This window comes from Pseudarthrobacter sp. KH_020_B (genome assembly GCF_057840185.1).
The window spans coordinates 4287252-4306176 of the sequence record NZ_CM174506.1; the positions used below are offsets into that span (position 1 = coordinate 4287252).

The 18925-nt window shown below is 61.7% G+C and carries 14 protein-coding genes and 1 pseudogene; 5 read left to right on the top strand and 10 right to left on the bottom strand.

Annotated features, from left to right (window positions below; translation table 11 throughout):
• Positions 1-24: 24 nt before the first annotated feature.
• A complete protein-coding gene (locus AC3IT0_RS20070; RefSeq protein WP_489321405.1) occupies positions 25-489 on the bottom strand; it encodes an SRPBCC family protein in 465 nt (154 codons plus the stop codon).
• Positions 490-1109: 620 nt separating this feature from the next.
• On the opposite strand from AC3IT0_RS20070, the gene AC3IT0_RS20075 reads away from it, so the two are divergent.
• Positions 1110-2432, top strand: a complete 1323-nt coding sequence (locus AC3IT0_RS20075; RefSeq protein WP_489321406.1) for a phospholipase D family protein — start codon at positions 1110-1112, stop codon at positions 2430-2432.
• Positions 2433-2494: 62 nt separating this feature from the next.
• Here the strand turns inward: AC3IT0_RS20075 and AC3IT0_RS20080 are convergent.
• The 8 genes and pseudogenes from AC3IT0_RS20080 to AC3IT0_RS20115 form a co-directional block, all read right to left on the bottom strand.
• Positions 2495-2704: pseudogene (locus AC3IT0_RS20080) on the bottom strand (IS1634 family transposase); the annotation flags it as partial.
• Positions 2705-2963: 259 nt separating this feature from the next.
• The gene (locus AC3IT0_RS20085) at positions 2964-4187 is read right to left on the bottom strand and encodes a hypothetical protein (protein WP_489321407.1); all 1224 of its coding nucleotides are present in this window, start codon (positions 4185-4187) and stop codon (positions 2964-2966) included.
• A 441-nt stretch (positions 4188-4628) separates the two neighbouring features.
• Positions 4629-5240: a hypothetical protein gene (locus AC3IT0_RS20090; protein ID WP_489321408.1), complete on the bottom strand. Its 612-nt coding sequence runs from the start codon at positions 5238-5240 to the stop codon at positions 4629-4631.
• Positions 5237-5857: a hypothetical protein gene (locus AC3IT0_RS20095; RefSeq protein ID WP_489321409.1), complete on the bottom strand. Its 621-nt coding sequence runs from the start codon at positions 5855-5857 to the stop codon at positions 5237-5239. Before AC3IT0_RS20095 ends, AC3IT0_RS20090 begins: the two co-directional genes overlap by 4 nt.
• Positions 5858-5981: 124 nt before the next feature.
• On the bottom strand, positions 5982-8036 hold the full coding sequence (locus AC3IT0_RS20100; RefSeq protein WP_489321410.1) for an ABC transporter ATP-binding protein: 2055 nt from the start codon (positions 8034-8036) through the stop codon (positions 5982-5984).
• Positions 8033-9781, bottom strand: a complete 1749-nt coding sequence (locus tag AC3IT0_RS20105) for an ABC transporter ATP-binding protein (RefSeq protein ID WP_489321411.1) — start codon at positions 9779-9781, stop codon at positions 8033-8035. Before AC3IT0_RS20105 ends, AC3IT0_RS20100 begins: the two co-directional genes overlap by 4 nt.
• A 136-nt stretch (positions 9782-9917) precedes the next feature.
• The gene (locus tag AC3IT0_RS20110; RefSeq protein ID WP_489321412.1) at positions 9918-10661 is read right to left on the bottom strand and encodes an IclR family transcriptional regulator; all 744 of its coding nucleotides are present in this window, start codon (positions 10659-10661) and stop codon (positions 9918-9920) included.
• Positions 10658-12130: an APC family permease gene (locus tag AC3IT0_RS20115; protein ID WP_489321413.1), complete on the bottom strand. Its 1473-nt coding sequence runs from the start codon at positions 12128-12130 to the stop codon at positions 10658-10660. Before AC3IT0_RS20115 ends, AC3IT0_RS20110 begins: the two co-directional genes overlap by 4 nt.
• A 530-nt stretch (positions 12131-12660) precedes the next feature.
• On the opposite strand from AC3IT0_RS20115, the gene AC3IT0_RS20120 reads away from it, so the two are divergent.
• The 4 genes from AC3IT0_RS20120 to AC3IT0_RS20135 all read left to right on the top strand — a co-directional run bounded on the left by AC3IT0_RS20120 (position 12661) and on the right by AC3IT0_RS20135 (position 18253).
• Complete coding sequence (locus tag AC3IT0_RS20120) at positions 12661-14607, top strand: primary-amine oxidase (protein ID WP_489321414.1); 1947 nt, start codon at positions 12661-12663, stop codon at positions 14605-14607.
• Between the two features lie 195 nt (positions 14608-14802).
• A complete protein-coding gene (locus tag AC3IT0_RS20125) occupies positions 14803-16287 on the top strand; it encodes an APC family permease (RefSeq protein ID WP_489321415.1) in 1485 nt (494 codons plus the stop codon).
• Between the two features lie 93 nt (positions 16288-16380).
• Positions 16381-17040 (top strand): DUF5134 domain-containing protein, encoded by a 660-nt coding sequence (locus tag AC3IT0_RS20130; protein ID WP_489321416.1) that lies wholly within the window; start codon positions 16381-16383, stop codon positions 17038-17040.
• Between the two features lie 31 nt (positions 17041-17071).
• On the top strand, positions 17072-18253 hold the full coding sequence (locus AC3IT0_RS20135) for a cation:proton antiporter (protein WP_489321417.1): 1182 nt from the start codon (positions 17072-17074) through the stop codon (positions 18251-18253).
• 148 nt (positions 18254-18401) lie between these two features.
• Here the strand turns inward: AC3IT0_RS20135 and AC3IT0_RS20140 are convergent, their stop codons facing one another.
• Positions 18402-18764, bottom strand: coding sequence for a cupin domain-containing protein (locus tag AC3IT0_RS20140; protein ID WP_489321418.1), 363 nt, complete (start codon positions 18762-18764; stop codon positions 18402-18404).
• Positions 18765-18925 lie beyond the last annotated feature (161 nt).

Below are 18925 nucleotides of genomic sequence, written 5' to 3' on the forward strand. Positions count from 1 at the left end.
GCAGCATCACAAGTTCGCGGCTTCCTACTCCGTCAGCCTGTCCTCCACTTGGCCACGCCAGGCGCCGGTTTCGGTACCGCGCGATTCGATGAAGTCCTTGAACTTCCGCATGTCGGCCTTGACCTGCATCTCGTCGATCTTCAGTGCTGCGCCTGCCTTTTCAGTGGCGGTTTCCGGCGCCCATTCGAAATGGACTCTGACCTTCGTGTGATTGGCATCCAGCGGTGTAAACCTGATGATGCCGGCATGGGACTTGCCGTCGGTGCTGCGCCAGGCGATCCGGTCGTCAGGCTCCTGGTCAACTATTTCGGTATCGAACTCCCGCTGAACGCCACCCACCTTGGTAACCCAGTGGTTGGTGGTGTCGGTCAGTTGGGTTACAGACTCCACACCGGACATGAACTGCGGAAAGGATTCGAACTGGGTCCACTGGTTGTACGCGGTCCGCACCGGAACTGCGACTTCAACGGTCTCTTCAACGTGTTCCATCTGCTTCCTCCTCATGACGGACGGCCGCAACAGCGGACCGGCAGAGCTTGCCATCCTGCCAGTCAGGCAGCCGCCACCCCTGCACGATAAGTCCGGCAGCTACCCGTGTCCAGACCTTCGGAATCCCCAGGACGTCGGCGTCGCCACTGGCCCCATTTGCAGGGGCAATCCGGGCCCTGGCGACGTCAGCATGTTGGTCAGAGATACGGCCGACGACGGCGGGCGGCACCCGCCGTCGTCCAACCCGATGACATTGATCACCACAGTCGTAGGCTATTGAGTAGGCCGGACGCTTAGTGACCGGCCTCGGGTCCCGAAGGGAACGTCGAGTGAGCAGTAGTCCTGATTACTGGTTCTTGAGTGGCGCGGAGCGGGGGAATGTCGCCACCGGCGTGCACGCCGGCGGTGCGGGATCGCCGTCCTGGTCGGAGGGCAACCTCGTGCGGCCGCTGATTCATGGGGTGACTTACTTCGCCCGACTGCATGAGGAGCTGTCGGCTCTTCATGCGGGAGACCGTGTGTGGTTCACCGATTGGCGTGGCGATGTCGACGAGCGGCTTACGCCGGGCGGGCCGACGATCGGCGAGTTGCTGGCAAGGTTAGCCCGAGCGGGAGTGGAAGTGCGCGGCCTGATCTGGAGGTCCCACGGAGAGCGCGTGTCGGCCCCCATGAGTAACCGGTCCAATGAGCTCCTCAGCCGGCAGATTAACGACGCCGGCGGCGAGGTGCTGTTGGATCAGCGGGTGCGCCTCTTCGGCTGCCACCACCAGAAACTGTTCGTCATCCGCAGTCGTGACGACCCCTCGCGGGACGTCGCGTTCGTTGGCGGGATCGACCTCGCCCACAGCCGCCGGGACGACGCCGATCACGCGGGAGACCCACAGGCGGTGGCGATGGATTCCCGGTACGGGAAACAACCGCCGTGGCACGATGCCGCCGTCGAACTTCGTGGCCCGGTTGTGGCAGATGTGCTGGAGTTGTTCGCGGAAAGATGGAATGACCCTCATCCCCTGGACCGGCGCACACCCTACCGGATGCTGCTGCAACGTTTGGCGGATATGCCCCGGCACCCAGAACCCCTGCCGGAGACTGCGCCGCCACCGCCGCCGGCCGGCCCTCACGCCGTGCAACTGCTACGCACCTACGGTGTCAAGCATCCGCCGTTCCCGTTCGCACCCGGCGGTGAGCGGAGCGTTGCCCGGGCCTACACGAAGGCTTTCGCCCTGGCCCGCTCGCTGATTTACATCGAGGACCAGTACCTGTGGTCGGCAGAGGTCGCAGCCGGAATCGCAGCTGCCCTCGAACAGAACCCCGGGTTGAACGTGATCACCGTGGTACCCCGCTACCCGGACTCCGACGGTCCGCTCGCAGGGCCACCCAAGCGGCTCGGGCAACTGCGCGCCATCGAAAGGATGCGCCGCGTTGCACCCGGCAGATTCGGCGTGTTCAATCTGGAGAACACGGCCGGGACTCCGATCTACGTCCATGCCAAGATCTGCATCATCGACGACACCTGGTTCACTTGCGGATCGGACAACTTCAACCGTCGATCCTGGACCACGGACAGCGAGCTTACCTGCGCGGTAATCGACACCACTGCTGGTCACCGGGAAGCACCCGGCGCAGACACTGGTCCCGGGGCGTCCCGTCCGTTGGCCCAGGGGCTCCGGCTCCAACTCTGGGCCGAACACTTGGGCCTGGACCAGAGTGACCCTCAGCTGCACGCCCCGGCGGACGGCCTCGGCCTTTGGAATGCCGCCGCCGACGCCCTGGACCATTGGCACAAAACCGGCCGCTCCTCGCCCCGCCCCAAGGGACATGTGCGACACCACAGTTCAGCACCGGTGCCGCCCCTTCAGCGTCTATGGGCGGATCCGGTAAACCGCCTTCTAGTGGACCCGGACGGCCGCCCTCGGAAGATGCGCGGCACTACCCAGTTCTAGGCAGGCAAGTCCGCTGCCTAGAACTGGGTAGTGCCGCCTCGGCACGCGTAACCGCCTGGAACGCTGACGTCACACAAGGAGACGGCATCCCGCGTCCCCTGGCCTGGATGGAGCTTCTCCCGCGCTAACTCCAGCAGCAGTTCCAACTCGGCGTCTGTGTGGGCCGAGCCCACATGGTCGATATCAACGACCTGACCATGGTCCTTCGCCACGACCTGGACCGCGACGGCGCCCGAAGCCGTCCTAATCTTGCGCACGAACTGTGAAACCATCCTCCGAGGCTACTTCCCAGAGGTTCTTAGTAACCAAAAAAACTCCGCCCCAGCGAGAAACAGCAGGTCAGACGCCTATCAACCTGAAATCGCGGCCCCAGTGGCACGAGTCAGGTCAGGAACTCACGGCCTCTTCTTTTCTGTCCACGAGCTCCACGGTACGCAGGCTGATTGGCTGGCGGCAGTGTCTGTCAGACACCCCACGCGGAATGCCTTGACGCACGACACAGCTCTACAAGTGTTTACGCAATTCCTAGAACTAACCTAGTTGCTCCATCACTCTCGCCCAGGCGGATAGATGCGAGTATGAGTCCGCTACGCGGTGCACCAGCTTAGCGGGCGCATTGAGAGACCCCACCGCGTTCCTGTAGGCATTATGATCCCCCTTGAGACGAGCAATAACTTCGTCGGTGGGCAGGTCAAGCCAATCGGATATTTCTGCGGATCTCACACGTACCGAGTGCCGCATCAGTGCATGATAGTCAAGGGTCGCTGGGGATTGCCCCGAGCACTCATCGCAGTCACACGACACGAGTTCAGGAAACTGTCGCCACACCGTCGTCGCAACATCAACGCCAACGTACCTGTGAAGCCTAGGAACGTAGTAGCGGGCGGGCGGAGCACCAGAACTCGGCAGTTCGATCCAGTCGCGGTGCTCGCCGAAACCAATCCCGTGTGAAGAACCAGTCAGTCCGTATCGGGCTAAGAGAACGGAGAAGAAACCTCCGTAGAGGGCGAATACGCGTTGGCCTCTACGCTGTGCCGCCTTCAGCGCTTCTCCGTACGCCAATAGTTCGTTTTCGGAGGATGCTTTGAATTCGTCCAGATCGCTTACCCAAGCGACGATCTCCTCGTCCGCGACGTTCGCCGCAAGCTGGGTCCAGACCGACGCGCTATCGGCTGCTAAGACGCGGCGTAGCTTTCCTGCGACATTCTTTGATTTGGCATAATCCACAGACCTGTCCCATATGAGACGCGAGACGTCCTCCCACCCATCCGCAAGGCTTCTGACCATTGTGTAAGGTGGCAAAACAAATGCCGGATCCTGGCGGTTCTCAGGAAGGACGCTTTCACCTAAGCGAGCCGCGTACTTGTCGAAAGTCTTCGTTTTGACGTTTTCGAATCCAACGTTGAAATCGATCCAATTGGCCGATATACGTTCTACCACGCCGAGATCGAAATCGCTGGGCACAGGCGCGGAATAGCGATTCACAAGGGAAGGCACACCAAGTATATCGGCGAGCATCTGATGAGACTTCTTGGGTTGCGCGAGGCGATTTTGGAACAGCGGAAACCTGGAATCGATGACGTAGGGATCTGCTGACCTTGCGGACAATGAGAGGACAAACCCCTTAGTGCCTTCGGCTTGGAATGCAGCAATGGTGCCAGGAACGAGTAGACCGTTGAAATACGGAGACAACTCACGGACTGTCTGCTGATCGGTAGAACCGTAACTCAGATAATGTTGAAACTTTTCAAACACGCGTTACCCCAATCTCCGCCAACTTCGACCCCACCCTATTTCTTGCTTCTATATCAAAATCAGAGCGACCAGGGCGAACAAGAACCCTGGGGCGGTCCTCCGATACGACAATAACCCCAATACCAAACCGCGATGCCTCTCGAACATTCTCATTACGTGGCAAACTGCCCACCACCACCCAAGAGCGGTCCACACTATGTCTGTTATACACGGCTTGTTCAAGAACACGTCCGAAGCCACCGAGCTTCAGTTCATACGAGGAGATGACACCTGAACGTGTCATAGTTATGAGGTCGGCTCTACGGCCATTTATTGGGAATTCTCGAACGGCCAGTGAGTCTTCCCTAAGCCAACGTGCCCGGCGCAACCAGTCCACAAGATGGGGCATCATCTTTGATTCCCCCTCCGTCTGGAAAGCGACGTCGTTATCTCTAAAAACCATCATGAGGAGAACTGGTCTTTCTCTACAACCGGATCGGCATGCTCTATGGAGCTTTGAATGCGAGTTTCGAACACGCCGTAAAGAATAACTAGCACTATAGCTACAATAGCCAAACCGGCGGTGATCCATGACCAGGTTTGCCATAACGCAATTACTGAGTTTGCAAAAAAATAGAGGAGGGTGGACGTCAATACCATCAACGTAAATGCAAAAGCAACGTATTTGAGGATACTGCAAATGGCTAATATCGTACGAAACTGGCGATATATTCGGTGCCGCTCCTTTAGCGAACGGATGCCCCGTTTCGCTGACTTTTCCACCGAGGAAGGGTCGACGACTACATCCGAAGGGTTGAAGGGCAAACTGGGATCTGGAAGCACCTCATTCAGATGACTCTGAAGCACCTGAAGCGTATCGACGGCGCGCTCGGTTAACCCCGCATATGCTATGTCTACGGGTTTCTTCAAGCGTCCATGTGTTTTTCCACGTAGATGCAAACTGGCCCAGGCCGCTGGCACGCTCAAAACAAAAGTAGTGCCTCCAAAGCCGAAACCCCAAGCGGGATCTGGAACGGTTGCGAGAGCGGATACAATTTCAAACACGGAAGTCACGTGGCCGGTCCCAGGATGTCATCACGAATTACGGACTTCGTGGTGAAATCTTCGTATCGAGAGTAGACGTACCTGATGAGTTGCCTCAGTGGTAGGAATCCAAACTGACGCTTAAATTGCTGCAGTTCGTTGATGGATCCACCGGGGAGCTCCTTAGTCAGCGCCTCAAAGTATCTCCATCCCCGCTCCGTCAGTTTGAAGTCTCGCGTTCGATACGGGTCGCTCGTCTGACCTGCCGACCCTGCATCCAGCCCAATGCCCTCTCGCTGTTCCCATGTATCAGTCACGTCCGCGGACGGCGAGGATGAGTCTTCAATGAGCTGGGCAGCCGCAAGCATGTCGACGGCTTGGTAAACCTTTTGTGAAAAAGGTCCAAAATTATACGGTTCAAAATTCGCGTCCTCCCCTAGCCAATTCTTACTGGAAGTCTCGCGTTCAAGTAAAAATACAAGCTTCTCGAGCCTGGTTATTCCTTGAATCTCACCGGGCTTTGTTCCTGGAACGCGTGCCCCGAGCAGAAGGACGATTGCATCGTCGATCTCAATTGGGTTCCCCACTGGTTGCCTCCGGATATTCCTGATTGGGTTTGTGGACAGCATCTCCCCGAGCACCGACATCTAGGCCCAGTCCTACAGTCATCCCCCAAGGGCTGTCCATTCCGAGCATATCCCGTGATTGCACTTGGATTTGCGCTGTCCAGTGGAACTGACTCTGTTTGGACCATCCATACTCAAAGCCTCGTTAAACCTCCGCCACAGGAGCCGCGAACTGCGCCTCGTACAGCCGCGCATACGCCCCGCCCGCCGCCAGCAATGAAGCGTGCGTCCCCTGCTCCACGATCTGGCCGGCCTCCATCACCAGGATGAGGTCGGCGTCGCGGATCGTGGACAGGCGATGCGCAATCACAAAAGAAGTCCGGTCGGACCGCAGCGCACGCATGGCCTTCTGCACCAGCACCTCGGTCCGCGTGTCCACTGAAGACGTCGCCTCATCCAGAATCAAAACAGACGGCCGAGCCAGAAACGCCCGCGCAATCGTCAGCAACTGCTTCTCACCGGCGGACACGTTGGACCCCTCGTCCTCCAGCACGGTGTCGTACCCTTCCGGCAGCGAGTGCACGAACCGGTCCACGTACGTCGCCCGGGCGGCTTCCAAAATCTCGTCCTCGGTAGCCGAAGGCCGGCCGTACGCGATGTTGTCCCGGATGGTCCCGCCGAACAGCCACGTATCCTGCAGCACCATGCCCAGCCGCGAGCGGAGCTCGCGCCGGGGCACCGAGGTGACGTCCACGCCGTCGAGCGTTATCCGCCCGGCGTCCAGCTCGTAGAACCGCATCATCAGGTTCACCAGAGTGGTCTTCCCCGCCCCGGTGGGCCCCACAATCGCCACCGTCTGCCCCGGCTCCGCCACAAGAGACAAAGAAGAGATCAGCGGCTTGTCCGGCGAATACGAGAAGGACACATCCTCAAAAACCAGCCGGCCACGCCCAAAAACAGGACCAGACGAAGAGGGAGGCTCAGCAGACTCCTCATCCTCATCCAACAACGAGAACACCCGCTCCGCCGACGCCACCCCGGACTGCAGCAGGTTGGCCATGGACCCCAGCTGCGCCAGCGGCATGGTGAACTGCCGCGAGTACTGGATGAACGCCTGCACGTCGCCCAGCTGCATGGCCCCGGACGCCACCTGCAGGCCGCCCACCACCGCGATCCCCACGTACACCAGGTTCCCGATGAACGTCATGGCCGGCATGATCAGCCCGGAAATGAACTGCGCGCCGAAACTCGCGTCGTACAGCTCCACGTTCTTCTGCCGGAACCGCTCCTCCACCTCGCGCTGCCGGCCGAACACCTTCACCAGCGCATGCCCGGTGTACGTCTCCTCGATCTGCCCGTTCAGCTCCCCCGTGTGCTTCCACTGCGCCACAAACAGCTTCTGCGAGCGCTTGGCGATCAGCGCCGTGATCCCCAGCGTCAGCGGCACGGTCACCAGCGCGATCAGCGCCAGCGTGGGCGAAAGGATCACCATCATCACCAGCACACCCACCACGGTCAGCACCGACGTGACCGCCTGGCTGATGGACTGCTGCAGGCTCTGCGAGATGTTGTCCACGTCGTTGGTCACCCTGCTCAGCAGCTCGCCGCGCTGGATCGAATCGAAATACCGCAGCGGCAGCCGGTGGATCTTCGCCTCGATCTCCTCGCGCAGCCCGAACACCGTCCGCTGCACCACCCCGTTCAGCACATACGCCTGCACCCACATAAACGCCGACGCCAGCACATACAGCACCAGCGCCCACAGCAGCACACCGGACAGCGCCGCGAAGTCGATCCCCTGCCCCGGCGTCAGCGCCATCGGCGTGAGCATGTCCGCCCGCTGGTTCTCCCCGGCGGCCCGCAGCTGCGCGATCAGCTCCGCCTTGCCCACCCCGGCGGGCAGCTCCCGCGACACCACCCCGGCGAAAATCAGGTTGGTGCCCTCCCCCAGCAGCCGCGGCCCGATCACCGAGAGCGCCACACTCGCGATCCCCATCACCAGCACCAGCAGCAGCCACGCCCGCTCCGGCCGCAGCGTGCCCAGCAGCCGCCTGGCCGACGGCCAGAAATTCATCGCCTTCTCCGCCGGGACGTTCATCCCCGCGAACGGCCCGCCGCGCCCCGGTCCGCCTGCCGGACGGGGAATGCGTACGACGTCGGCAGTCCCGGTTTTCGAGGCGGGTGCGGTTCCGCCGGGGGCGGCAGGGTTGGATCCAGCAGTGTGGGGAGCGCCCGACGTCGGCCGGTGCGGCGAGCTCATACCGTCTCCTCCGCTGCCAGCTGGGAGGAGACGATCTCCCGGTACGTCTCCGATGTCTCCAGCAGCTCATGGTGCGTTCCGCGCCCCACAATCCTGCCGTCGTCGAGCACCAATATCTGGTCCGCGTCCACGATGCTGGACACGCGTTGGGCGATGATCACCAGCGTGGCGCCGGCGGTGCTGCGCCTGAGGGCCTGGCGCAGCCGGGCGTCGGTGCCGGTGTCCAGCGAGGAGAACGAGTCGTCAAAGATGTACAGCTCGGGCCGTTTCACCAGCGCCCGGGCGATGGCCAGCCGCTGCCGCTGCCCGCCCGAGACGTTGGTGCCGCCCTGGGAGATGGGCGCGTCCAGCCCGCCCTCCATCTCCTCCACGAAGTCCCGGGCCTGGGCAATCTCCAGCGCGGACCAGAGCTCCTCCTCGGTGGCGTCCGGCTTGCCGTACTGCAGGTTGCTGCGGACGGTGCCGCTGAACAGGTAGGGCCGCTGCGGCACCAGGCCGATGTGCCCCCAGAGCAGGTCCGGGTGCAGCTCGCGGACGTCCACGCCATCGATCCGGACCGAGCCGGTGGTGGCGTCGAACAGCCGCGGCATGAGGTTCACCAGGGTGGTCTTGCCCGCGCCGGTGCTGCCGATGATCGCCGTCGTCTGCCCTGCCCTGGCGGTGAAGCTGATGCCCGAGAGGACGGGCTGGTCGGCACCCGGGTAGGCGAATCCGACGTCGCGCATTTCCAGCTGCCCGCGGCGGTGCCCGTCGGAGGAGACCGAGCTGCTCACGGGCTTTAACGGTGGCCGCACGCTGGATTCGGTCCCCAGCACCTCGCCGATCCGGTCCGCCGAGACCGCGGCGCGCGGGATCATCACCGCCATGAACGTGGCCATCATGACGGACATCAGAATCTGCAGCAGGTAACTGAGGAAGGCGATGAGAGTGCCCACCTGCATGGAGCCGTCCTCGATCCGGAACGAGCCGAACCAGATCACGGCCACGCTGGAGACGTTCAGCACCAGCATCACCACGGGGAACGCGAGCGCCATCAGCCGGCCGGCACGCAGCGCGGTGTCCGTGACGTCCTCGTTGGCCTGGGCGAAGCGGGCGGTCTCGATGTCCTCGCGGACGAACGCGCGCACCACGCGGATGCCGGTGAGCTGCTCGCGGAGCACCCGGTTCACCGTGTCGATCCGCTTCTGCATCTTCCGGAACAGCGGCACCATCCGGGTGATGATCAGCCCTACGCCGATCATGAGCACGGGCACGGCGACGGCGATCAGCCAGGACAGCTGCACGTCCTGCCGGACGGCCATGATCACCCCGCCGATGGCGAGCATGGGCGCGGCCACCATCATGGTGGCGGCCATCAGCACCAGCTGCTGGACCTGTTGGACGTCGTTCGTGGACCGGGTGATCAGGCTGGGCGCGCCGAACTTCGTGACCTCCTGCTCGGAGAACTCCCCCACTCTTTGGAAGATGGCCCCGCGGAGGTCCCTTCCGGTGCCCATCGCCGCTTTGGCCCCGAAGTACACGGCAATCACGGCGCACACGATCTGGAGCAGCGTGATTCCCAGCATCAGGCCGCCCAGGCTGAGGATGACGCCGGTGTCGCCTTTAGCCACACCCTCGTCGATGATGTCCGCGTTCAGCGTGGGCAGGTACAGCGACGCGATGGACTGCGCCAGCTGGAAAATCACGACGGCGATCAGCAGCTGCCGGTGCGGCCGCAGGTATTCAACAAGCAGTTTCCAGAGCATCCGCGGCTCCAAAGGTTTCTGTCCCGCGATTTATGGTGCGGAGGTCAGTTTACGTCCGGAGGCTGGGAAGCGGGGCTGTTTTGTGGAGGATAGTGCTGAGGAACCGAGGACAGTTACATGACGAGTCGTCCACTCATCAGAACAGGAGAGGCGACAGTCTAGACGTCAATTCACGGGCCTCTTCCGCGTGTTCGGAGATGGTGGCGAACCGTTCCGCGGGACCGGTGAGACACAGGGCCGCGCCGACTGACCCGTCGGGCAGCCGCACGGGAAGTGCCAGGCTGGCGGATCCTGATTCGAATTCGTTGATTTCCGAGGCCTGGCCATTGAGCCTTATTTCCGCCAACTGCTCCTCCAGCCGGCCACTGTCGGTAATGGTGTCCGCTGTCAGCTTCACCAGCTGACCGCCCGGAAGTGGGAAGACCGAATCGCCAAGTTCAGCGAGCATCAGCTTCCCCGCGGCGGAGGTGTGTGGATACCGCAGCAGCTCGAATACCGAGTGGAGCGGATAATCAGGATCTTCATCGGCGATCCGGAGGGAAGCGCTCCTGAACATGAAGAGGTGCACTGCAAACCGGTTTCCCTGCCGGAACTCTTCTATGACGGTGCGGGCCGCGGTGGGAACGGTTGGTGGGGTCGCAGCCGTCACCAGGCCTGAAATCGCGTGTCCGAGGGCGAATCCGCGGAGATCAGAAGTACGGGCCAGATATTCGTCCCCCACGAGGGCGTTCAATATCCGGTAGGCGGTTGCCGGAGGCATGCGCAGGGCATCGGTGATCTCTTTCGCCGTTGTCCCGGTGCCGAACCTTGCCACGATCTCCAGGATCCTGAGCGAGTTTGACGCTGGGCCGGAACCGGAGTGTGTAGGTCTGTAGTTCATTTGATCGGCCCGCCATGAAACAGGTCCGATTCGCGGGTCTCGTCGTAGATGCCCACTGACGCCAGACGCAGGGGTAACCGGCGGTGAAGGTACATGGCGTAAATGACGCTGGCGAGGAGGACGCCGCCGTAGATGAGGGTCTGCAGATTGCCTGATCCAATCGAAGTTGCTGCCGCCGTCCAGAGCACCGCACCGAGGACCAGCGAAGTTACTGCTCCCAGTACCCAGCTGGCGTACGTGTTCTCCCCGATCCTGCGCAAGAAGAAGGGCAAGGACGCACTGGCAAGGATGTAGGACCCCAGGTATCCGTAGGCGCCAAGCGTGAAGAGGTCGGCGAGGCCCTGCTCAGGACTGGCTCCGGAGATGATGATCGCGATGGGGACTATGGCCACAACCGGCATAACGGCCAGGATCGCCGTCGAAGGTGTCCGAAAGGCCGGATGTGTCCGGCCGGCGGCCCGGGGGGCGACGCCTTCCCTTCCCATGCAGAAAAATATCCGGGCCAGGGCGTTCACAGATGCGATGGCGCACGCAAACCAGGATGCGGCGATTCCGAGGTCAAGGACTGCGGCGAACACCGGGGAAGTCTGGGAAAACAGGTCAGACAACGGTGTGGAGCTGGCTGTGATGTCTGACGGTGCATCCCTGAGGGCTACGTCCTGGGCGGTCGCGGCGAGGAGATAGAGCACGCCCGCCAGGATGGGGGTCCACGTAATGGCCCGCGGCACGCTGACGAAGGGTTTCTGTGCCTCCCCTCCAAGCGTGGTTGGGCTTTCGAAGCCGACAAAGGCACTGACGGCCACCACGATTGCGATCGATAACGAATCAATCTGTCCGTTCCAGGCAAACACGCTCCCGAGGCTGACCGGCGGTTTATTTAGGGCGAAGTAGACCACCATGAGGACGGCGAGTATCGCAATTGAGATGGTTTCCATTAACAGCGTGGACCACGCAGATAACTGGATCCCCCTGACCATGAGGAAACTGGCGGCGCCCGCGGCGGCAAGAATGACCAGCACCGTGACAACCTCAGGATCGGCGACGCGGATGCCAAGGTTGACGAACAGCTCAACGATATATGTGCCAACAGCCAGCAGACTGGCCATGGCCACAAGGCCGTACCCGAAGATGGCCGACCAGCCGGCGGTAATTGCCGTCCGCTGGCCAAGACCCTTGGCCGTGTAGCTGTAGAGCCCGCTGACGGCAGCCATGCGCTTTGCCATCGGCCTCAGAGAGAAGGCAACCAGGACCATGACGGCCATGGCTGCGCCGAAGGTCAGCACAAGGTTCGGTCCGGCGGACCCAAAGACAAGGCCCGGAAAGATCAGGGCCGGGATGACTGTCATGGCACCCGCGGGCGCCACGTTGGCTACTGACTGCGCGAAGACCGGCAGGAAGGAAAGCTTCCGGCGCCTCAGGCCCTCCACCGGAGAGCGGGGAGTGATGAAGCGATCACCGCGGGCAGACACTGGGACCAACTTTCCCTCCGGCGTGCAGGCTCGTCTTTGATTTCGCGTGACACATGTCACCGGCCAGAGGTGCAAAACATTAGCATTCCCCGCCGTCGATGACGGCTGCGAACGCGTTTGTGAATGTTTCCAACATGTTAACTGCGGTGGGAAAATGCCGCGGTGAATTTCTCACGTAAATATCCAGAAAGGGCTCGCCTGGCCGAGTTGAATGACGTAGTTTTCTTACACAGACGGAATACAAGTGATCCGCATCACGCCAGCAGGGCCCGAAGTTGAGCCCGGCTGACACTCTCGAAATAGAGGATGCCGATTGCAAGCGATCCCTTTCTCCAGCCTCAACCGGGCCCGGGGAGGGTCTTTTAGCGCAGCATCGTATGCACGAAAGAATTAGCAGTTCTGGAAAATCAATTGATTAACCGTTCTGATATTCCGTGGATGTTTTGTCCTTTATCCCGCGATGGCAATAAAACCATGCTGGCTGCCAGCTATAAGAGCCGTCATTTTGAATAGAAACCAAGGAGAAAACCATGACTCTCAACACTGAAATCCACACCGGGGTAGGGGTTGCGCACCCTCTCGATCCGCTCTCCCGCGCCGAGATTTCCCGTGCGGCCGCGATCCTGAAGGATGGCCCGGCCGCGGCCGAGTCGTTCCGCTTCATCAGTATTGAGCTGCGCGAGCCGGAGAAGGAACTGCTCCGGACCGGCGCCGCAACCATCCGCGAGGCCGACGCGGTCCTCGTCAACCGTGCCGAGGGACGCTCCTACGAAGCGATCGTGGACCTGGAAACGGGCATCGTCTCGAAATGGACCCAGCTGGCCGCGCACATCCACCCCCCGTTCATGCTCGACGAATTCGCCGAAGGTGAAGAGAGCTGCCGGCAGAACCCCGAGGTCCAGGCCGCCCTGGCCAAGCGCGGCATCACCGACATGTCCCTGGTCTGCTTCGAACCCTGGTCCGTGGGCTACTTCGGCGAAGACGACCAGGGCCGGCGCCTGATGCGCGCCCTCGTCTTCGTCCGCGAGGAAGCCGACGACAGCCCCTACGCCCACCCGATCGAGAACTTCATCGTCATCGTGGACCTGAACTCCGGCGAAGTCGTCAAGGTCGAGGACGACCAGGCCATCCCCGTCCCGTCCGCCAGCGGCAACTACCTGCCCAAATACGTCGGCGAGGCCCGCACCGACCTCAAGCCCATCTCCATCACCCAACCCGAAGGCGCGTCCTTCACCGTCACCGGAAACCACGTCCAGTGGGCCGACTGGTCCTTCCGCGTCGGCTTCACCCCCCGCGAAGGCCTGGTCCTGCACCAGCTCCGCTTCCGCAACAAGGGTGTCGAACGCCCCGTCATCAACCGCGCCTCACTCTCCGAAATGGTGGTCCCCTACGGCGACACCGCCCCCGTCCAGGCCAAGAAAAACGCCTTCGACTCCGGCGAATACAACATCGGCAACATGGCCAACTCCCTCACCCTGGGCTGCGACTGCCTCGGCGAAATCAAATACTTCGACGGCATCACCGCCGACAGCCACGGCAACCCCCTGACCATCGAAAACGCCATCTGCATGCACGAGGAAGACGACTCCATCCTCTGGAAGCACTTCGACTTCCGCGAAGGCACCACCGAAACCCGCCGCAGCCGCAAACTCGTCATCTCCTTCATCGCCACCGTCGCCAACTACGAATACGCCTTCTACTGGCACCTCTTCCTCGACGGCAGCATCGAATTCCTCGTCAAGGCCACCGGCATCCTCTCCACCGCCGGCCAGAAACCCGGCGAGAAAAGCCCCTACGGCCAGACCCTGAACAACGACGGACTCTACGCCCCCATCCACCAGCACATGTTCAACGTCCGCATGGACTTCGAAATCGACGGACCCACCAACGCCGTCTACGAAGTCGACATGGAAATCCCCAAACACAACCCCACCCACACCGCGTTCATGGCAGTGGACCGGCTCCTGGAAACCGAACAGGCCGCCATCCGCAAAACCGACACCTCCAAACACCGCTTCTGGAAAATCGCCAACCGCGACAGCCGCAACATCGTCAACGAACCCGTCGCCTACCGCCTCATCCCCACCGACGGCATCCAGCTCGCCGCCGGCGACGAATCCTACGTCAGCAAACGCGCCCAGTTCGCCCGCAACAACCTCTGGGTCACCGCCTACGACCGCACCGAACGCTTCGCCGCCGGCGAATTCCCCAACCAGGCCACCGGCGCCGACGACGGCCTGCACATCTGGACCCAAAAAGACCGGAACATCGTCGACCAGGACCTCGTGGTCTGGTACACCTTCGGCATGCACCACGTCGTCCGCCTCGAAGACTGGCCCATCATGCCCCGCCAAAACATCGGCTTCATGCTCGAACCCCACGGCTTCTTCGACCAAAACCCCACCCTCAACCTCCCCAGCAACGAAAACCGAACCGAAACCACCACCAACACAGAAAAGTGCTGCAGCACGGACTAACAATCCCTAACTAAGGTCGCGGGAGCGCGGTGATTTGTCACGGCGCTCCCGCGTCCGCGCCACCAGGGCGAAACCTCTCGGACCTTCCTACGTGCATGGACGTTCGCGCATCGGGGTCCGTCCCACACTTGCCGGCCGCCAGAGGCGGCCAGGCAGTAAAGATCACACGACGTTCAATTCATCAAAGGAGATGTCATGAGTGAAAAGCGTTCCGATGGCGGCGATGACCTAAAAAGGTCGATCGACTGGAAACAGGGCATGGCCATTGCACTGGGTGTTCCCATGCTGATCCTGCCTTCGCTGGGTTACCTTCCGATGTACGTGGCTGCCGCAGCAATCCTTATCTGGGGAATATCGGTCCTGCAGGGTGCCATGCAGAGCACCGCCTACGCTGAAATGGCCACCACGTTTCCCAAGGCCTCCGGTCTACCAGGCTTCGCGCAGCACGTGTTCCGCACAGAGAACTACAAGGGCAAGTACGACAAGGGCAAGCTGATCGGCGGCTTCACCGCCTGGAGCTACTGGTTTGGCTGGAACCCGATCCTGGCGATCTTCGCCATCACGGCCGGCGGATACCTGCATGGGCTGTTTCCGGCGCTGGGCGAGACCTTTACCGAGTATCAGCTCGCATTGATCTCCGGTCTGGTGATCTTCGGCGGGTTGTTCATAGTGAACTGGTTCGGCCTCAAAGATGGCGCCCTCCTGGGCTACATCCTGGCAGCCATCTCCCTGATCCCGCTGGTCATCCTGGCGGTGGCGCCCTTTGCCACCGGACACGTTGACCTGGCCAACATCACCGGCAACTGGTGGCCCACTGACTGGGTCTGGGACATGCACCATATCCTGATGCTCTTCGGCATCTTTGCGATCGCACAGTGGAGTGCCTGCGCCTGGGAAACGGCAGCCATCTACGGCCCCGAATACAAAAACCCCTCAAAGGATGTCCCCAAGGCGCTACTCGCCTGCGGGATCATCTGCCTCGTCCTGTATGTACTACTGCAGGCGGCAGTCATCGGCGTGCTCGGTGTCGAGGGTGTTCAGGAACAGTCTGTATCGCCCCTGATTCCGGTAGCCCAGGCCGCCTTTGGCCAAGCCGGATCAATAGTCACCATCATCATGCTGATCGCCGCCATGGTGCTGATCATCCAAACGGCTTACCTGGGTTCCTCCCGCGCCATGCACTCCATGGCGGTGGAAGGCAACCTCCCCAGGGTTTTCGGCAAAACCAACCGCCACGGAACCCCCTTTGTTGCCCTGCTGGTGATCGGAGCCTTCAACCTGGTGCTAATTTCCATGGGAAACGCCGCGGCAATTCTTGCCGCCTCGGCGATTGGCTACACCTGCGCCAACGGCATCAGCCTCTTCGCCTACGTCAAAGCAAAGAGGCACCCCGCCTTCGCGAACCTGGAAAGGCCCTTCAACGCACCCAAGGGTTGGACAAACGTCTCCATGATCTTTGGCCTGTTCAATGTGCCGCTGTGCCTGATCGGCGTGGTCTACCTGAACAGCCTGGAAATCGGCTGGACCTCAACCTGGGTCGGCTTCCTCGTACTGGCGCTCTACCTGCCCATCTGGCTGTATTCCCAGCATGAATCGCGACGCACGAAGTCCGAAGCAGACACTGCTCCCCCTGCAGTTCACGACGCCGACGATCGGGAAAAGGTCCTCGACCTTACCTAAGGGAATCTGCACCTACCCCGGTCCCCGGCGCTGGCGGCAGTCGCGCCGGGGACCGTTCCACCTGACCCAGATCGTTCGAAGGGCGTGATCCGCGTGTTCAATATCCCAGCAATTACCTGGACTCTCACGGCCGTCCTGCTGCTTGGCGGAAGCTACTACCTACTTCAGGCGGCAAGGTCACGCCATCTCACGGACCGCGTGAACAACAGCCTGCATGCCCTCATGAACGTCATCATGGCCGCCATGCTGTGGAACCTCGTACCGTCCACCATGCTGGCTCAGATCGCAGTCCTTGCCGGTGCTGCCCTGTGGTTTGCCATCCAGGCGGTCGCCCGGCCGGAATTCAAAATACTCTGCGCCGGCAGCCAGGGCCGGCTGAAATGCGTTTATCACAGCCTCACCATGGCCGGTGCGGCACTCATGATCGCCATGATGGGTTACATGACCACCGCCGGCCATGACATCGCTCCGGCAACTGCGATGCCGGCGTCGAACGCCCATCACGGAACAGCTTCTGCAGCCCACAGCACGGCAGCACCAGCATTGGCTAACTCCTCTGACCTGGCGATCCCGGTGACGGTAGTCTTCGCAGCTGCGGCGGTGGTTTTCATTGTCCTTCTACTGCGTGCCCGGGCCGCCGAAACCGCTATCCGCGGCCAGGCGACTCCGCGACGCTCCGTCCGCACCGCACACGGACTCGAAGCCCTCGGCGCCGCCGTCATGGCCCTGATGTTTGCCACAATGTCGGCTTAAGCGGCCGCGATCCTGTCACAGGAAAGAGACCATGAACCCGCTAGCCTTGAGCCTCATTGAACTGGGGGCAGTGGTGTTCTCCCTCGGCCTGTTGGCCAGATTGGCCGGACGGATCGGAATGTCGCCCATCCCGCTCTATCTCCTGGGCGGCCTCGCCTTTGGCACAGGCGGGATTGTGGAGCTTGAAGGCATGAAGCAATCCGCGCACCTCTTCGGGGAGATCGGCGTCATTCTGCTGCTGCTTATGCTCGGTCTGGAATATACGGCGTCCGAGCTTTTCACCGGACTGCGAAGATCGTGGCAGGCCGGTCTCCTTGACCTCGTCCTGAACTTCCTGCCGGGTGCAGCACTTGCCCTGTTCCTGAACTGGGGGTTCGTGGGTGCCATGGTGATGGGCGGCGCAACCTACATCTCGTCGTCGGGCATCGCGGCGAAGGTGATCACTGATTTGGGCTGGCTGGGCAACCGCGAAACCCGGGTGGTGATCTCCATCCTGGTGTTTGAAGACCTGACCATGGTCCTCTACCTTCCTGTTCTCACCAGCATTCTTGCCGGCGTCAGTTTCGTCAGCGGGCTCACCACGGTGGGGATTGCGCTGGCTGTGGTGAGCGTGGTCCTCCTGGTGGCGCTGCGCCACGGGCACCGGGTCTCCAAGGCTGTCCACAGCGAGAACTCAGAGGTGTTCCTCTTGAACGTCCTGGGCGCGGCCCTGCTCGTAGCCGGCGTGGCGTCAGCCATGCTGGTGTCGGCGGCAGTGGGAGCCTTTTTGCTCGGCATCGCGATATCCGGTACCACGTCGCACAGTGCCACGCGTATTCTGGCCCCGCTGCGAGACCTTTTTGCCTCGATCTTCTTTGTGGCGTTCGGGCTGAACACTGATCCAGCCTCCATTCCGCCGGTGCTTGGCTGGGCGCTTGTCCTCGCCCTTGTCACTACCGCCACCAAAATGGCCACCGGCATCTGGGCCGCGAAGCGTGAGGGCATTGCCCGCCCCGGCCGGCTCCGTGCCGGAGCGGCGCTTGTGGCCCGCGGGGAATTCTCGATCGTTATCGCAGGACTGGCAGTTGCATCCGGAGCCGTCACCCAGGAACTGGCGGCCATGGCTACGGCCTATGTACTGATCATGGCCGTGGTGGGCCCGTTGGCCGCGCGCTACGTCGAACCGCTGGCGGAAATCGTGCTGCCCGCAAAAGGCGGAGTAGCGAAAGCCTAGATGGTTCTGCCGCGCAGCGACTTTGTTCGCCGCCGCCACACAGGATTCATCAACCGGCGGCTGAATGACCCCGGACCGGCGGAGGATGGAAGCTGACCTGTCAGGCCCGGGCTAGTACCCCGGGCCTGACAGGACAGCACTCCCGCGGTCAGGCAGCGAAAATGACAAAGAATTTCCTGATCCGCTCCTGGATCTCCCATGTCCCCTGCCACCCGATCGGGAAGACGGCGGCGGTTCCGGCCTCCAGGGTGATCGGCTCAGCGCCATCCTGGGTGACCACCATGCGGCCTTCCAGGACGTGAATCGCCTCACCGCGCTCAAGGAACTCCCACCGGGAGAGGCCTGGATCGGCTTCCCAGACTCCGGAGAGGATGCGGGAATCGTCGCTGGTAAAGGGAATGGAAATTCGCGTGGGGATCTCGTCGCCGAGCACCTCGGCCAACGGAGGGCCGAGCGGGGATTCGTCTAGTTTCCCCTTGAAGAGTTCGGTGGGCTGGAAAGTTACGCTCATTGGTTTTGCCTTTCTGCTTCTACTCGCCGGCAAGGTCTCCGGCGGGCTGGTGGATAACCAGTTAGAGGCACTGTAGCCCAGCCCGTTCGGGTGGGGAAGCGACCGCGCGCCGCCACGGCGCGCCGCCCAGACTACCCAATGGGGTAGTTAAAACCATCCCG

Excerpts from the sequence above, each read along its gene's own strand:
- AC3IT0_RS20125 (WP_489321415.1), top strand. The coding sequence starts at position 14,803 with ATGAGTGAAAAGCGTTCCGATGGCGGCGATGACCTAAAAAGGTCGATC.
- AC3IT0_RS20110 (WP_489321412.1), bottom strand. The coding sequence starts at position 10,661 with ATGAACTACAGACCTACACACTCCGGTTCCGGCCCAGCGTCAAACTCG.
- AC3IT0_RS20140 (WP_489321418.1), bottom strand. The coding sequence starts at position 18,764 with ATGAGCGTAACTTTCCAGCCCACCGAACTCTTCAAGGGGAAACTAGAC.
- AC3IT0_RS20105 (WP_489321411.1), bottom strand. The coding sequence starts at position 9,781 with ATGCTCTGGAAACTGCTTGTTGAATACCTGCGGCCGCACCGGCAGCTG.
- AC3IT0_RS20095 (WP_489321409.1), bottom strand. The coding sequence starts at position 5,857 with ATGTCGGTGCTCGGGGAGATGCTGTCCACAAACCCAATCAGGAATATC.
- AC3IT0_RS20135 (WP_489321417.1), top strand. The coding sequence starts at position 17,072 with ATGAACCCGCTAGCCTTGAGCCTCATTGAACTGGGGGCAGTGGTGTTC.
- AC3IT0_RS20070 (WP_489321405.1), bottom strand. The coding sequence starts at position 489 with ATGGAACACGTTGAAGAGACCGTTGAAGTCGCAGTTCCGGTGCGGACC.
- AC3IT0_RS20100 (WP_489321410.1), bottom strand. The coding sequence starts at position 8,036 with ATGAGCTCGCCGCACCGGCCGACGTCGGGCGCTCCCCACACTGCTGGA.
- AC3IT0_RS20120 (WP_489321414.1), top strand. The coding sequence starts at position 12,661 with ATGACTCTCAACACTGAAATCCACACCGGGGTAGGGGTTGCGCACCCT.